The organism is Vibrio sp. 10N.247.310.24 (assembly GCF_041467175.1).
In the GTDB taxonomy this organism is placed as follows: Bacteria; Pseudomonadota; Gammaproteobacteria; order Enterobacterales; family Vibrionaceae; genus Vibrio; species Vibrio tasmaniensis_A.
Genome location: NZ_JBFSUD010000029.1, coordinates 15,654 through 31,402, shown reverse-complemented (window position 1 = coordinate 31,402; position 15,749 = coordinate 15,654). Strand labels below are relative to the sequence as shown.

Annotated in this window: 13 protein-coding genes; 3 read left to right on the top strand and 10 right to left on the bottom strand. The window is 43.5% G+C overall.

Annotated features, from left to right (window positions below):
- Positions 1-101 precede the first annotated feature (101 nt).
- Positions 102-1,397, top strand: coding sequence for a GGDEF domain-containing protein (locus AB6E08_RS11175; protein ID WP_269334867.1), 1,296 nt, complete (start codon positions 102-104; stop codon positions 1,395-1,397).
- Between the two features lie 313 nt (positions 1,398-1,710).
- Here AB6E08_RS11175 and AB6E08_RS11170 read toward each other — a convergent pair whose 3' ends face one another.
- The 3 genes from AB6E08_RS11170 to AB6E08_RS11160 all read right to left on the bottom strand — a co-directional run bounded on the left by AB6E08_RS11170 (position 1,711) and on the right by AB6E08_RS11160 (position 6,139).
- The gene (locus AB6E08_RS11170; protein WP_009846474.1) at positions 1,711-3,081 is read right to left on the bottom strand and encodes a DASS family sodium-coupled anion symporter; all 1,371 of its coding nucleotides are present in this window, start codon (positions 3,079-3,081) and stop codon (positions 1,711-1,713) included.
- A 361-nt stretch (positions 3,082-3,442) separates the two neighbouring features.
- Positions 3,443-4,279, bottom strand: coding sequence for an ElyC/SanA/YdcF family protein (locus AB6E08_RS11165; protein WP_372043896.1), 837 nt, complete (start codon positions 4,277-4,279; stop codon positions 3,443-3,445).
- Between the two features lie 171 nt (positions 4,280-4,450).
- Positions 4,451-6,139, bottom strand: coding sequence for an NAD-dependent malic enzyme (locus AB6E08_RS11160; RefSeq protein ID WP_012603704.1), 1,689 nt, complete (start codon positions 6,137-6,139; stop codon positions 4,451-4,453).
- Positions 6,140-6,323: 184 nt separating this feature from the next.
- Between AB6E08_RS11160 and AB6E08_RS11155 the strand changes: the two genes are divergently transcribed.
- Positions 6,324-8,702, top strand: a complete 2,379-nt coding sequence (locus AB6E08_RS11155; RefSeq protein ID WP_372063607.1) for a helicase-related protein — start codon at positions 6,324-6,326, stop codon at positions 8,700-8,702.
- A gap of 203 nt (positions 8,703-8,905) precedes the next feature.
- Positions 8,906-9,283 carry a hypothetical protein gene (locus AB6E08_RS11150; RefSeq protein ID WP_009846478.1) on the top strand — a complete coding sequence of 126 codons (378 nt, stop codon included), beginning with the start codon at positions 8,906-8,908 and terminating at the stop codon, positions 9,281-9,283.
- A 165-nt stretch (positions 9,284-9,448) separates the two neighbouring features.
- On the opposite strand, the gene AB6E08_RS11145 is transcribed toward AB6E08_RS11150, so the two are convergent.
- From AB6E08_RS11145 to AB6E08_RS11115, 7 genes are all read right to left on the bottom strand, one after another.
- On the bottom strand, positions 9,449-10,552 hold the full coding sequence (locus tag AB6E08_RS11145) for a phosphoribosylaminoimidazolesuccinocarboxamide synthase (protein ID WP_017099830.1): 1,104 nt from the start codon (positions 10,550-10,552) through the stop codon (positions 9,449-9,451).
- A 253-nt stretch (positions 10,553-10,805) separates the two neighbouring features.
- Complete coding sequence (locus AB6E08_RS11140; protein WP_017099831.1) at positions 10,806-11,213, bottom strand: SulA-like leucine-rich domain-containing protein; 408 nt, start codon at positions 11,211-11,213, stop codon at positions 10,806-10,808.
- 361 nt (positions 11,214-11,574) lie between these two features.
- Positions 11,575-11,763, bottom strand: coding sequence for a hypothetical protein (locus AB6E08_RS11135; RefSeq protein WP_017098749.1), 189 nt, complete (start codon positions 11,761-11,763; stop codon positions 11,575-11,577).
- A gap of 165 nt (positions 11,764-11,928) precedes the next feature.
- Positions 11,929-13,029 (bottom strand): tetratricopeptide repeat protein, encoded by a 1,101-nt coding sequence (locus AB6E08_RS11130; RefSeq protein WP_017099832.1) that lies wholly within the window; start codon positions 13,027-13,029, stop codon positions 11,929-11,931.
- A gap of 142 nt (positions 13,030-13,171) precedes the next feature.
- Positions 13,172-13,840, bottom strand: a complete 669-nt coding sequence (locus AB6E08_RS11125) for an OmpA family protein (RefSeq protein WP_009846483.1) — start codon at positions 13,838-13,840, stop codon at positions 13,172-13,174.
- Positions 13,841-13,945: 105 nt separating this feature from the next.
- Complete coding sequence (locus AB6E08_RS11120; protein WP_009846484.1) at positions 13,946-14,635, bottom strand: DUF2786 domain-containing protein; 690 nt, start codon at positions 14,633-14,635, stop codon at positions 13,946-13,948.
- Positions 14,636-14,855: 220 nt separating this feature from the next.
- Complete coding sequence (locus AB6E08_RS11115) at positions 14,856-15,539, bottom strand: DUF3334 family protein (RefSeq protein ID WP_009846485.1); 684 nt, start codon at positions 15,537-15,539, stop codon at positions 14,856-14,858.
- Between the last annotated feature and the right edge of the window lie 210 nt (positions 15,540-15,749).

The window sequence follows — 15,749 nt, the reverse complement described above, 5'->3', positions numbered from 1 at the left end:
AACGTTTTTAAGTCAATTGTTAGTATGCAATCTAATGATTAATTTTGCTTGTTTATATCGTCAAATCCCAACTATAGGGACCAAAAGCCGGAAGCTTAGATGTGAAGTGGATTCATAAAATTGTTATCTTTCTAGTTATCGCAACACTTGCCATTGTGCAGTATTACCAGGTAAGTGGAAATCGTGTGATAACAACAATTACTCCTGAACAATATGAATTTATCGCGACCAGCGATCAAGTTGATAGAGGAGTCAGTACCTCCCAATTATCCTATGAAAATGGGCAGTATATTCTCGATTGTGAGCTTAAAAAATCCGAATATCCGTGGCCTTACTGTGGGCTATCGATTCGTATTAGCCCAGATATAACCACTGGTCTTGACCTTTCGCAGTACCACACCTTTAGAGTCAATATTGATTACCATGCGAAGGCTGATTCTAGTGGTCGTCTGAGAACTTACCTACGCAATTATAATCCTGCTTATTCGGTGCCTGATGACGAATATACACATAAGTATAACGGGATGGAGTTTTCTCCAGGAATCGATGGTGGCGTGATAGAAATTCCGATCAAAAATTTGCAAGTCATGACGTGGTGGTTAGCGGATAACGAGGTTGCGTTAGAGCATTCAGCCCCCGAGTTTTCAAATGTGAACATGGTTGAGTTTGCTACTGCTTCTGGTGCTAAATTAGGTCACCATCGGATAATTATTCGAAGTATTGAGTTTGAGGGTTCGTATATTTCGGCTGAAAGCCTGTTCCTGATCTTGCTGTTTATCTGGGTGGGTACAGGCACTGTGTTTCTGCTTTCAGAATTACACCGCTCAAGAAAACGTATCGCGATCGCTGAAAAAAGACACCATCACTTAAAAAACGTCAATCGGGCATTGAGAGAGCAAAACTTCGAGTTTTCTGAAAAGGCTCATCGTGATGAATTGACAGGGATACTTAACCGACACGCGATTCGTGATTGGTTGAAAATGCAGTCGCAACAGGTGAAGCAAGGCCACGGCAAGTTAAGTATGCTCTACCTGGACATTGACTACTTTAAAAGTGTGAATGACAAATACGGACACCTGATGGGTGATCATATCTTGCGTGAATTCAGTATGGTGGTTGGCAGCTCTATCAGTGCGACGGACAAACTTGTACGTTGGGGTGGTGAAGAGTTTATTGTTTTTTGCCCTGAAACCGAAGCTGGCGAAGCGCAGAGAAAGGCAGAGAAAATCCGACTTTTGGTTAGCCAACATCTTTGGATTCATGGGGATTCTCTCACTTGCAGTATCGGCATTGCCGAGATGAAACAAGAGCGGGTGACAGAGACCATTGCCCGCGCTGATGAAGCCTTATATCAAGCGAAGCATTCAGGGCGAAATCAGGTGATCTTGAGCCACTAATCGGAAGTAGAGTTTATCGGTTTATAAGCCACACATGCATATGTGACGTGTGGCGTTTTTATGGTTCTTATCCCAATAGCCAAAACAAAAAAGGTGGCGCGGGGCCACCAAAAGGGAAAAGCGTTTCTTGTTTTTAGATGCCCGTTTGGCTGATCTTGCTAGTTAAACTGATCTTGTTAGTTAAACGGATCTTGTTAGCAGAGCGGGCATTTTTGTACTGGTTGAGCCGGGGGAAGCTGCAACCAGATTTTTTTGAGAAGGGGCATTCCTATAAGCACTTGTCTATAAACATACGTCTATAGGACATTAGTGTTTACCAGAAAATCCAAGCGAACAGAGTCAGAACTAGGATACAAACTAGGTTCAACACCATACCTACTCGCATCATTTCTTTTTGTTTGATATGACCAGAGCCAAATACAATCGCATTAGGTGGTGTCGCGACTGGTAGCATGAAGGCACAAGATGCGGCAATCGCAATCAGTGCAGATAAGATAACAGGTGACATACCCAGCGCTTCAGCAATGGTTGCAAATACAGGGACAAGCAATGCCGCACTCGCTGTGTTACTCGCAAACTCCGTTAGGAATACCACGAACGCGACTACGGCTAGAATCGTAAGAAGTATACCTGCTGTTTCTAAAAATCCGCTTAGTGAGTGTGCTAGGAATACGCTTGTTCCTGTCGCTTTCAGAATGTTACTTAAACAGATACCACCACCGAACAGGATAAGTACACCCCAATCCGTTGTCTTCTCAACGTCTTTCCATTCCACGGCTCTAGAAGCGCCAAGCAGTACAATGGCGCCAATCGCTACCAAACTATCAAACTTAGAGAACCCGCCAATCATTGCGTTGATCGGCTTGCCGAATATCCAAAGCGTTACGGTTAAAAGGAAGATAGACAGTGTGATTTTCTTGCTGTTTGTCCACTCGACAGGTGCATGGTCTAACTCGAATTTGTGGTCAAGTTTTGGCTTAGTCATCACGTACAAAATAATCATCGTGATTGGCAGTAAGATCATTGAGATAGGTAGCCCAAGCGCCATCCATTCTGTGAAGCTCAAGCCAACTTCTGCCGCAGCAATGGCGTTTGGTGGGCTACCAACTAAAGTTGCGATACCACCGATTGAAGCACAGTAAGCGATACCCAATAGCACGAACACGTAGGTGTTTCGGTCTTCACTTTGGTCGACTTTGTTCATGATACCAAGAACAAGAGGGAGCATCATTGCTGTGGTGGCGGTGTTTGAGATCCACATGGATAAACCCGCACTCACACCGAACAACATGAACACGGCTACCGACATTCTGCCTTTTGCTATGAGCAATACTTTGTCAGCTATCGCTTTATCCAGCTCTTGCTTGTTCAGTGCGGCTGCCAACGCGAATCCGCCCATGAACAAGAATATGATGGGATTCGAAAAGTTAGCCAGTGCTGCGGGCGTGTTGAATACACCAAACAAGACAGCCAATAGGGGAACGAGCAAAGCGGTGATGCTGACGTGGATAGCTTCTGTTAACCATAGAATGGCAACGAACACGAGAATACTTAAACCCGTATTCACTTGCGCTTCGAATGGCAGGGAATTGAGCAAAACTGCAAATAGCGTGAAATTACCGATTAATATCATGCTGTTGCGGGTAAACAACCAGTGTTTCAGTGTAGTAACAAGTGCCGTCATAAGACGCTCCTTTTGTTTATCCTCGTTTTATTGGTGCACGACTTCGTTGAGCGGTGCTTATACCAATCGTAGTAACTAACTGGTCATCCTAGCTGGTTAAAACACTCGATAACATCGTTAGAAATTTTGATTGTAGAATAACTACTTATCGAAAATTTCTGCCTTGTTCTCAAGCATTTTTCCTGCGCTATTTATGATCACTTACTTACTTTGATTGGTATTATTATTTTCGAGGTATATAGACTTGATGTAGGGTCAGGCTTTGTTGGGAGAATGTTACTCAAGTTAATAAAGGAGTGTTGGTGTGTTTTTGCTTAACAATGGGGAAGTGTGAGGCAACAAATTCAAAATGTGTAGTTTTCTACACATCGGTCTCTGCTGGTTCTAAAATAGGGCTTACTGAAGGAGTTGCAATCGGATTTTCAGTAGGGCTTGCTGTGGGAGCTGCTATAGGGTTTGCATTGGGGTCAGCAATAGGGCTAGGAATCGGCAATGATTCTGGTTTTGGACTGGGTTGGATCGGCTCTTTAGGGCCAAGGAATTTTGGCGTAGTACCAATAATATACAGATCAAGAAACGCTTTGGTACGTGCAAATACTTCACGTAAACGTATTGAGGTTCCTGAATGATGGGTTGGTCCTGAAACCGCCAAACACTGAGCATTAATATCGTAAGAGTTAGCGATAAATAGCGCTCTTTCACAGTGGAACTTCTGAGTGATGATTAGGAAGTTATCGGTATCGAATATCTTTTTGGCGCGAACAATCGAATCTAGGGTTCTGAACCCCGCATAATCTAGATTGATGCGTTCATCGGGGACACCCGCTTTTAACAAGTCGCGTTTCATCGTCCACGGTTCATTGTAAGAGCGATGAGCGTTATCGCCACTCAGTAGAAATTGGTCTACCTTTTCACGATCGAACAGCTCAATTGCCGCTTCGATTCGGTGCTTATAATAGTCGTTGAGTGTTCTACCTAAATATTTGCTTGTGCCAAGCACAACGGCGACCTCAAGCTCGGGCACTTCATCTATATCGTAGATGATGCGATCTTCTGCTTGCCATGAAACCCAATAATCGATCGCAATAACCGCAGCGCTGCCTACTAAGAACACGAGGAAAGCGCCAAACAGAAAACCTTGCAGTTTTTTGTAAGCTTTTAATAAGTGGCTACGGAAAATGTGAGAATCAAATTTCACTCTCGGTATGGTCCTTTGACTGAGCATTAATTTTTGAGTGCTCGATAATACCAAATAAAAATGAGAAAAATCAGTTAAAAAGACAAGACAGTGTAAAGAAAAAAGCCCCCGCAGTTGCAGAGGCTCTTGTAAGAGTAGTTAACGCTCTTTATTCCAAGCGCAGCACGTTTATTAGAATGCAGTACGCTTGTAGCGACGGTAAACCGGCTGCCAGAAGTGCTGGTCAATCGCTTGTTGTAGTGCTTCTTCAGTGATCTCTAGAGCAACACCTTGCTCAATCGCTTTTTTACCAACGGCAAAAGCAATCTTTTTAGATACGGTGTGGATCTCTTCCAATGGTGGAAGTAGAGCACCTGAGCCATTGATAGCAAGTGGGGAGCACGTTGCAAGTGCTCGGCTTGATTCCATTAGCATTTCGTCAGTGATGCGTGAAGCATTCACAGCCAATACACCAAGGCCAATACCTGGGAAGATGTAGCTGTTATTACACTGAGCGATTGGATAAGTGGTGCCGTTGTGAACCACTGGCTCAAACGGGCTACCTGTCGCAACAAGCGCTTGGCCGTCAGTCCAACGAATAATGTCATTTGGTGTTGCTTCAACACGGCTTGTTGGGTTTGACAGTGGGAACACGATAGGACGTTCACAGTGTAGGTTCATCTCTTTGATGACTTCTTTGCTGAACAGACCCGGAGCACCAGATACGCCAACCAGAACCGTAGGTTTCGCGTGACGAACAACGTCTAGTAGAGAGAAACCAGTGCCGTCGCTTTCCCAATCTTTGGTGTTCGCGTTGGTTTGAACTAGACGCTGTTGGAAATCAAGCAGGTTTTGCATGCCTTCCTGTAGCAGACCCCAACGGTCAACCATGTAAACTTGAGAGCGAGCTTGTGCATCGCTGATACCTTCAGACACCATTTGAGCAATGATAGCTTCAGCAATACCACAACCTGCAGAACCCGCACCTAAGAAGGTGATGCGTTGGTCTGACAGTTTGCTGTTCGCTGCTTTACATGCTGCAAGTAGAGAACCAACCGTTACAGCGGCTGTACCTTGGATATCATCGTTGAAACAACAGAGGCGATCTTTGTAGCGTTCAAGCAGTGGCATTGCGTTCTTTTGTGCGAAATCTTCGAACTGAACTAATGCATCAGGCCAACGGCGTTGAACGGCTTGAATGAATTCTTCAACAAATGCATCGTAATCAGCACCCGTGATACGAGGGTGACGCCAGCCCATGTACATTGGGTCAGCAAGACGCTGCGGGTTGTTTGTACCCACATCGAGCACGATTGGTAGCATGTAAGCTGGACTGATGCCGCCACAAGCTGTGTAAAGTGCTAGTTTACCAATTGGAATACCCATGCCACCGATACCTTGGTCTCCCAAACCAAGAATACGCTCACCATCCGTAACCACGATAACTTTAACGTTGTGGTTTGTCGCATTGTTCAGTAGGTCATCGATACGATCGCGGTTCGGGTATGAGATAAACAGACCACGGCCACGACGGTAAATATTTGAGAAGTTCTCACATGCTGCGCCAACTGTTGGCGTGTAAATGATAGGCATCATTTCAGAGATGTGGTTTTGAACTAAACGATAAAAAAGCGTTTCATTAGTGTCTTGGATGTTACGAAGGTAGATATGCTTATCCATATCACTTTCGAAGTTACAATATTGCTTGTATGCACGTCCTACTTGCTCTTGGATTGTTTCGGTTGTTTCCGGTAACAAGCCTTCAAGGTTGAAAGAACTGCGCTCTTCAGCAGAGAATGCGCTGCCTTTGTTTAGAAGAGGGGTACTTAGTAGAGCAGGACCAGCATAAGGGATATATAGAGGGCGTTTATCGTTGTTCATTAGATGCCTAATATGGGAGAAAGGGTAACCGAAAAATGATAACGGTTTAGTTATTCAATTGTAAATAGTTTACCTCCGATCTTTGCAAACAAAATGATATTCTTACCCATGTCCCACACTTATCGAATTTTAGCACCATAATTCGTTATACTTTGCTCACACTTTTTCGCGACGCCTCTTTTTTATGTCATTACTTCCCATCGATGCTTATCAAAACGTATTTCACGAACAAATCGCTAATTCTCACCTAGTAGTAGAAGCTGAAACCGGATCGGGCAAATCAACGCGCTTGCCAATTTGGGCTTGCCAACATGGGCGAGTGCTGGTGGTTGAACCAAGACGAATAGCTTGTACCTCATTAGCTAAATATCTCGCCCTACAATCGGGCGAAAAGCTTGGTGACAAAATTGGTTATGCGATCAAACTTGAGTCTGAATACAACGAGAAAACTAACGTTGTTTTTGTGACGCCCGGTATCGCGCTGCGTTGGTTATCTGAAGATGGACTCGCTGGCTTTGATGTCATCGTTGTCGATGAATTTCACGAAAGGCGTTGGGATATCGATTTGCTGGTGGCGATTCTGAAACAAAAAGAGAGCCATCGCTTGGTGATCACGTCTGCAACCATCGAAGGGGAACGTCTCGCTCACTATTTGGATGCGGGTCGGATAAGCTGTGAAGGCCGAACTTATCAAGTTGCTATTGAACACCGAGCGAACGAATCCAGAACACTGCCTGATATTCGACATCTAGAGCAGCGCATCGCGGAAGAAGTGAATCATCAATTGATCGCTTCTTCTGGCGATATGTTGGTTTTTCTACCGGGTAAAAAAGAGATCGTGCAATGTGAGCAAGCCTTGGCGAAGAATCCAGATATTCAAGTGGTGAAACTGCACGCATCGGTCAGTGATAAAGAGCGAGATTTAGCGTTATCGGGTCGTAATATTAATACTGAAGGTAATGGTTTGAGAAAGGTCATCCTTGCGACCAACGTTGCAGAAACCTCCCTCACCATACCTGATATTGGCGTGGTGATAGATTCAGGATTAGAGAGACGCACCGTTCAGCGTAATGGCAGAACCACTTTGATGCTTAAATCCATATCACGAGCGAGTGCCAAACAACGAGCTGGCCGCGCGGGTAGGGTAATGGATGGCGTTTGTGTGCGTTTATATGGTGAGCATGCGGCGTTAGAGTTAGTCACACCGCCTGAATTGCAGCGTGAAGAGCTGACCGAACCTATGTTGGCCGCGGCATGTTGTGATGCTCCACTTGAGAGCTTGTCCTTCCTTGATCCTATTCCAGAGAAATCACTCAACAGTGCAACTCAAACCTTGCTGACGATGGAAGCTATTAACGCCGAGCATCAAATTACCGAGCATGGCAAAAAGCTGTATCCGTTGCCGATTGATGCTTTGTATGCAGATATTGTTACTCGAATCAAAACCAAAGCACTCAAAGAGGCGATGGTGGATCTCACTGCGGCGCTGTCCGTTCCTGCTCGCTTGTATCAATTACCAACCAATGCAGAACACCTTGAAGCTCTGGCGCAAAAAGAGAAAGAAGGGTGTGATTTATCCCTGTTGATTCAGATCGTTCGCGGTCGCGAATATCCGAATCTAGTAATCGACCAACAGGCACTGAATGAAGCACAAGGGCTGGCAAAGCAAATGCGTGAGGTGTTTGAACTTCCTCAGTTAGAAGTCGCGTCACGTTTCCAACGTATTGAACTGCTTAAGACTATTGTGCATTTGCATCCTGAGCTGGTGTTTGTGCGCCGACTGAAGAGGAAAGAAGCCTTTGCTAATGGAGTGTTAGAGGTAGTACTCGGCCGTCAGAATCGTTTCCCGGACAATGCACAAGCGATGTTGGTGCTTGATACCCATAGTTTGCCGGGAAGAGGTGTTAAGCAAACACTGACCTTAGCGACGGTCACTGCACCCATTCCTCTTGAGCTTATCATTGATGCTGAGCTAGGAGAGTGGGAGCAAGGTGAAACGATTGTGAATGATGACGGCGTCTATACTGGGATGGCGTTGGTGTATGCAGGCCGCACGATCACGACCAAGCTCGTGGCAGCGGAAGGGCAACTATCGTTAAAGCCGATCGTCGATCTTGTATCGAATGGGGTTCAACTTCCGGGTTTTGCACAAGCTCGCACTCAACAAATCAAACATTGGCAGCTGTATGTGAAACTCGGTCTCGATGAACAAACCCAATACACACCAGAAATTGAGAACATTAACTTTGAGCTATGGTTGATAGAGCAGCTTGAGGTGCTAGGAGTTACTGATGTGAGCGAATTGGAAATGTTTGACCATGCAGACATACCTTTCGATGGTATCCCGACTTGGCTCTATTCAGAGTTTTCGGAAAAGTACCCGTTTGCATTGAGCCTTGCCGACTTGCAACTCGAAGTCGAATACCTGCCGGCACGCAAGCTGATTTACGTTCACTATCAATCGGGCAGTCGAAAGTTATCGCCAAAACGTTGGGAGCTCCCGACATGGTCTGGCTGGCGTATTCAGTACAAAAAAGCGAGTCGGATAATTGATATCAAATAGATGGATTAGTTTTATCTCTAAAATATTAATCAAATAGGTGCATATATGTTTTTTCAGTACTTATTTTGTTACAAGTTTGATTTTTATATGCCTTTTTAACCAATCAAAAGGTCATAAAAGACTATTCTTCTATATCCTATTGCTATAAAGAAAGAGTTGATAGATATTGAGTATATTGTGTTGTCAAAGTGTCGGGGGACATCATGGATAAACAGACAGAGACGCGTGTAGAGTTTGATTACACAACATTTCTTGGCGCCTCATGCAGTAAAAAATGGACTTTTCTGGAAGCACTAACCACGATTGCGCCAGTATTTAGTACCGTCTGGCGAGATAGCATTAAAGAGCTAGCCAGCCCTGAAGATCGTTTATGGCAGATGGCATTGAAATCGATGTCGACGCGTAAAAGTGATGAGTCAAACATTGTTACCTTACTCAAGCTAGCCAAGCTAGAGGGGATCAATGAACTCAAAGTTGCTATGCCATATTCTCTTGAAGAAGAGCAGATCGAGTACATTGAATCGCGCAGTCATTTGGTGATTGCCGAGAATACTGGAGAAGAGTTTACTATTAAGCTTTAATCTATCAGTATTGCTTAGAGCTTAGAGCTTAGAGCTTAGAGCTTAGAGCTTAGAGCTTAGCTCAAATAAGATTAAAACGTACATGTAAAAAGGGCCTAAATACTGAGGCCCTTTTTGTATTTAAGTCGTTCTTGTACTTAGGCAGAACGTGATATCTAACCGCTATTAATCGATTAGGCCGTAGTTGGCACGCAATACATCGATGATCTCTTGCTTAGGATTCTCACTCAGTACGATTTCCGCACCTGTAATCTTCGCCGCGATATCAAGGTAAGTACGTGACAGAGACATCAATGAATCCAATGGAAGTTCATTGTCACGAGCTAACGCTTCACGCTCTGGCATACGCTCTTTGTTCAAAAGAATATCAGCATCAGGGAAGTAGTTAAGTAGGAACTGGCGGAAACCTTCTTTTGAATTCTCAACGATGTTGCCGTTATTGTATTCCTGAGTATCCCAAATGCGAGATGAATCTGGAGTACCGACTTCATCCATGTAGATAAGCTTTTCATTACCTTGAGCATCGTTGACGTAACCAAATTCAAATTTCGTATCGACAAAGGTTTGATCGACTTTTGCTAGCGCTTGGCTAATTACGTTGAAGCCTTCTTTTAGAAGTTTCTCGTAATGCGCAATGTCACTTGCTTGAGTAAAATTGAATGCTGCGAAGTTATCTTCGATGTTGTTACGCGTGATGTTTACATCATCAGCTTCTGGAACGCCAGGAATACCTTTCAAAATCCCTTTTGTAGAAGGCGTGATCAGTAGCTCAGGCAATTTCTTGTCTTTCTCAAGGCCTTCTGGCATCTCGATACCACAGAATTCGCGTTCGCCGTTTGCGTATGCACGCCACATTGAACCTGTGATGTATTGACGACAAATCGCTTCGATCATGACTGGGCGAGCTTTTTGTACAATCCATACGAATGGATGAGGGATATCAAGAATATGACTGTCAGCGAGGCCGTTGTCTTTAAATAATTTGAACCAGTGGTTAGAGATAGCATTCAGAGCGGCCCCCTTACCTGGAACACCTTTTAGATTCCCTTCACCACGCCAGATACAATCAAATGCCGAGATACGGTCACTGATCACCATTATTGCTAAAGGCGCATCTGGTGCTACATCGTAGCCTTTCTCTTTAATTAGTCGTTGGCTATCTTCTTCAGTTAACCAGTAGACCGAACGAACCTTGCCACTGTGGACAGGTTTATCAGTACGGATTGGTAGGTCATCATTTACGGCAAGAACTTGATCAGCAAGGCTCATTTAGACATTCCTATCTTTTATCAAACGTCATACAGAGAAGTGCGGTGTGCACATGATTAGACGGGCATTATACCCAATCTACTATTTGTTTCCAGAGAAAAAGCAAACGATTGCTAAATCTATTGTTTAAATAAAAACCCCCACCTAACAATCAGCTAAAAAATTGGCGAATTGTAGGGCAGGGGAAGGCAGTATATTTGGACTGTGTTTTTGAGCTATGTATTTGAGCCAAAATGTTATTAAGTAAGGTGGTCTAGTGAATACGCTCTGAATTGGCATCAATAAAGAAGACTTCGCACTGAAAGCGCATTCCTAATGTTCTTAGGTATTGCTGACTGAATTGATCAATCGAAGCACTCGCAACAATCGCGCTCGCATTCTTAGATCGAATGGCTTTCTCGACGGTTTCTATTTCTGTCATTTGATTAGAGGCTTTCATGTGAATAACACGATCACAGCAAACATTATGTTGCTGCAGCTGTTTAGCCGATGGTCTTGGTGTTTGAGCCGTAAACAGTAACCACTGATGTTGATTGGACAGCAACGCCATTTTGGCAAACAACGCTTCTTCGTTTGAACTTTTTGTGTCACGAGAGACGGATGTAAATGCGCAGTGAGTTAGCGGGCTAGAGTGTTGTGCTTTAACGTGTGCTGGAATCATTTTGCTGTCCTTATATACATGCTGTATGTGTATACAGTAGTTTTTGTTGCTTATAAGATCAAGTGTTTTTTGAGGGATTATTGGACGATCTTGCTTGGTTGGGTAAGTGATTTTTATTTAAGCTGTTGAAAATATGGTAAAAATTAAATTTGAATGAATTTGTTGTTTTGTCTCATAAGTTGAAGAAATGTGAGCTTTATACAGGTGTATACAGTGGGTTTGACAGAAAAGTACTGTATACACCTGTATAGAAGATAAGAAGATAAGAAGATAAGAAGATAAGAAGATAAGAAGATAAGAAGATAAATCTCAGATACAAAAAAAGCGCCTTAGGCGCTTTCTTATATTTCAACGGTGTTGCTTATCTCAATGTCGCTTGGGAGAGTTTTGCTCTCATTTCCATTTCACCAATATTGAACTGGCGAACATCAATGGTGGCCATATCATTGCACTCTTTACATGCATGATGACACTTACCATCTAGGTAGTCGTGCTTTTTAACTAGGCTTGGCTTTTTGCACCAATCACAAACGCCTTCTATTGTGAACATATTCTCTCCTCACCTGTTTAAGTCAGGTGTATTTTCGGCGCAAATTATGACACAAATAAGACTCATTAGTTAATAGTTTGTTACCTGTTTTTGAGAGGGGGATCGATTGCAGTACTAATAAAATCGATATCTTTGCGACTTTGGAAATCGAGCTTGCTTGGTTGTTTACGTTTTTGCAACACTCTTAAGGATGGTTTTTAGCGAATTGTTCAAACGTTTCATCTCTTCGTCACATCCGTAACCATCAGGGTGGTAGATTTTGGATAGCTGTTTATATCGAATTTTAATGCTTTTTTGATTCGGAATTGAGCTAGGTGTATACCCAAATAGAGCGCAGGCTACTTGTAAATTGTTCAGGCTGTTGTCATTTTTCTGTTTTTTTAACTCATGGAACATCGTGTGTAGCTGACGTTTCTGCTGCTTAATAGTGAAGTCTTTCGAGCTAAGCTGTGCTTCAAGTGTCTGCTTTTGTTGCCCCAATTCACCCGATTTTAGAGCGTGTCTTCTTTTTGATATCACCAGAGTCATGATAATGCTGACAATTGAAATCAACACGGCTAAGGCTGTGCCAATTAGATAGTCTGAATACGTTAGGTTAGAACGTGTTACCTGCTCTCTAGAGGGCAGATAAGAAGGGGAGCTACTTGCTCGCTCTGGATTAGATAGCCTCTGATTCGTGCTGCTTTCAGCAATGACGTTGTCATTGAGCTTCTCAATCGAAGAGATCTGCTTGGCACGTTGCTGGTTGAATTGCGCTTCCAGAATACGGTTATAGCCATCTTCGGCTGTTGGATTGTTTTTTAAGGCCGCTTCATACCATAGCTGTGCTTCATCTAATGGTTTTAGGAGTTCTTCCTGAAGTGAGGATTCGTAGAGCTTTGCGACTTCGATGGGCGCGCGTTGGTTACCTTGTAAGGCTGATTTAATAAACCATTCTAAAGCTAGCTTGTTGCTTTGCTCTACACCTGATCCTGCCAAGTACCATTGACCCAGCCTAAATTGCGCATCTGCATTGCCGTTTTCTGCGGATTGCGAGTACCAATAAAATGCATCGTTGGTGCTCAAAGGGACATCATTACCTGATTCATAAGCTTGAGCTAGTTGGTATTGAGAAACTGGATCTTGAGGTTGAGATTCTATCGAGAATGCAACGTTGCTTTCTGCATGAACGATGTGTGCAGTAGAGAACTGTATTGTAGAAAAGATGAGGGTGAAAAATAGAGTTCTAAGAAGTGATGATGACAGAAAGTTGGATAGGATAAACAATAGATAAGTCTCGTTAAAAAGCCCAGAGTCGGTATATCAGTATGAATATGGCTAGTCGTGTGACTTTGAACAAGCAACACGACGATAAGCAACTATATAGAGGTTAATTCAATAGATAAAGACGAACTGGGCTTTAATCGTGCTACTTAAGCGGCAAGATTTGAATTTCTACGCGACGGTTACAAGCGCGACCTTGAGAGGTGTTGTTGTCACATAGAGGGTAACGTTCACCGTTACCACGAGCAATGGCACGGCCTGCAGCAACGTCTTGAGAGATCAAGAATGCACGAACCGATTCAGCACGACGCTCAGAAAGAACTTGGTTAGAAGACTCGCTGCCCGTGCTGTCAGTGTGACCTTCGATCACTAGGCTAGTGTCTGGGTATTCAACTAAGATGCGCGCAACGCCGCGAAGTGTTTTGTGGATGCTTGATTCTAAAGCGTAAGAACCAGAATCGAAGCCAATGCCGTTCTCTAGGCGAAGTAGAAGTTGGTTCTCACCAACACGCTCTACTTGAACGCCTGAGTTCATGAGTTCTTCACGAAGTGCAGCTTCTTGCTGGTCAAAGTAGTAACCGATACCACCGCCAACTGCGGCGCCACCTGCTGCGCCGATGAGTGCACGCTTACGACGGTCTTTAGAGTCGTCACCCGTAGCTGCACCAGCAACAGCGCCGGCGATTGCACCAATTAAAGCGCCTTGAGTTGCGGAATTAGTCTCAGATTCGCCGGTTGTCGCGTTTTGGCGTTGTGTCGCTTGACAGCCCGTTAGAGCAACAGTGAGTGCCAGGGCTAGTGTGATTTTTTTCAACGTATTTCTCCATCATGTACTTCTGTCAAACGCATGAATTACGAAAGACAACAATAAGTCCTATTGGTGGTTTTTATCAATACGCTGAAGCAATGTAAAGTGGCTCTATGATTTAGTTATCTTTTTAACGGCTTGAGTTCCGCCAACTGGTCGATTTACAGACAGTTTTCGACCTTTCTTCAAACCAACTTCATAGTCTGCGGTGAGGTTTTTCATCGCTTCTCTGAGTTGTTGTTTGAACGTTTCGCGGTCGATGTTTTGGAACTCTTTATCAATGTAGTTATTGATCTTGTTGTTTGACTCGTCGTCTGGGGTGATAACAGGCAGTTTTTCAAGCGCACCTTCTACCCAACCCGAAACGTAAGAGTTTACGCGACGTGTTACTTCTAGTGTCCCTGTTCCCGAGCCCGCAAAACTGTTTCTGAATTGGCCAGTGTGCTCATTCAGTTCGCGATAAATAATATCGAACGCAAAAGCCGCGAAGATAGCGCGATCGGCTTCACCAATGAATTCAACGCGCTTAAGGCCTTTGTGATTCAGTAACACGGCTTCTACGCCAAACTTGGTGTTAATACCACGAATAACACGCAGCAGTGTAGAGCTGATATTTGCAGGTAACAGGTGACTGGATTGAGTTTTTCCCATCTTGATAAATTCAATATCGTCCTTTTCGAGACCATATTTCAGCATCAAGTTATGCGCCATTTTTATCGCATTGGCAGCTTCATTGACGTTCGCAGAGTTTCCAAGCTCAAGACACTTGGCAATTTTCTTTAGGGCTTTTTTCTTATCCATCGACAACTTAATCATTACCGCAAATTTTTAAAAGTCCAACATTTTACATGTTTTGGCGAGTAACAGCAAAGTCAAAAGTCATTTGTAGGAATGTGGTGAACGATTATGGAAGATAAGGATATATGAAGGAAGTAGCGACTCCCGGACAAAACAAAACGCCATCAAGAGGATTGATGGCGTTAGTGACACGATTTTTAGGAAGTGCTAGAGCTTTCGCAAACTAGATTCCAAGTTCATCGAGTAAATCAGCTGCAGAATCGTTGCCTGAACTTTGCTCTGGCTGCTTTGGTTCTTGCATTTTTTTCTGAGTCGCTTCAAGAATACTGTCTGGGCATTCGTCTTCAGCGATCTCAAATTCTTCCAATTGGATGAATTCTGTTTTGTCCATTGCAAGCTCAAGGTAGAAAATGTTGTTGTCGGCAGTAGAGAAAGTAACACGACGAGCTTGCGGGCGATCTAAGTTCGTATCAACAGAAAGGTTCACTTGCTTGTTCAGTGCTAGCATTTTCGGTTGGTTTTGTGTGATGTTAGTTTGCAGTTCTTTACGGATTTTGTTGGTAAAGTCGCCAACCAACTGGTTCATCAACTCACCTAATACATCACCTACTTCGTCTGAAGTATGAAGTACAGCGAGTTCGTCTTCAGGCATGCCCATGTTACGCATGTAATTTGTGTAGATCTCTAGCGCTGCTTTCGACGTAAAATTGATAACAACAAGACCTGAAAAACCGCCGTCGAACAAGACGAAACAACCAAAATCTGGCTTAAGACTTGTCTTGTTGATCTTTTGAACCATGGCTGAGTAGGACACCTGTGAAGCCGTCGCTGAAGTAAGTACGTTTGAGACTGATTGGCATAGCTTAAGAAGAATATCTTCAGTTGTGACTGTTTTGCTTTTTTTCATTGTTATTTGCTCATGGAGATGTCGTAAAAAAGTTATCTACTATCTTACTACTGAATTAAGACGAAAGTGACTATTTCTCCATTCTTGCACCGAGATTCTTATTTGATCACCTTTTTATATGATCTTAATAGTAGTAAAGTGACGAAATTCAAAGAAAAATATTAAAAATCTCAGATAACCCAATGCTGATAGGATCAGCGAAGTAGGGGC

Coding starts and splice junctions, on each gene's coding strand:
- AB6E08_RS11115 (WP_009846485.1), bottom strand. CDS start 15,539: ATGAAAAAAAGCAAAACAGTCACAACTGAAGATATTCTTCTTAAGCTA.
- AB6E08_RS11155 (WP_372063607.1), top strand. CDS start 6,324: ATGTCATTACTTCCCATCGATGCTTATCAAAACGTATTTCACGAACAA.
- AB6E08_RS11135 (WP_017098749.1), bottom strand. CDS start 11,763: ATGTTCACAATAGAAGGCGTTTGTGATTGGTGCAAAAAGCCAAGCCTA.
- AB6E08_RS11145 (WP_017099830.1), bottom strand. CDS start 10,552: ATGAGCCTTGCTGATCAAGTTCTTGCCGTAAATGATGACCTACCAATC.
- AB6E08_RS11160 (WP_012603704.1), bottom strand. CDS start 6,139: ATGAACAACGATAAACGCCCTCTATATATCCCTTATGCTGGTCCTGCT.
- AB6E08_RS11170 (WP_009846474.1), bottom strand. CDS start 3,081: ATGACGGCACTTGTTACTACACTGAAACACTGGTTGTTTACCCGCAAC.
- AB6E08_RS11140 (WP_017099831.1), bottom strand. CDS start 11,213: ATGATTCCAGCACACGTTAAAGCACAACACTCTAGCCCGCTAACTCAC.
- AB6E08_RS11120 (WP_009846484.1), bottom strand. CDS start 14,635: ATGGATAAGAAAAAAGCCCTAAAGAAAATTGCCAAGTGTCTTGAGCTT.
- AB6E08_RS11150 (WP_009846478.1), top strand. CDS start 8,906: ATGGATAAACAGACAGAGACGCGTGTAGAGTTTGATTACACAACATTT.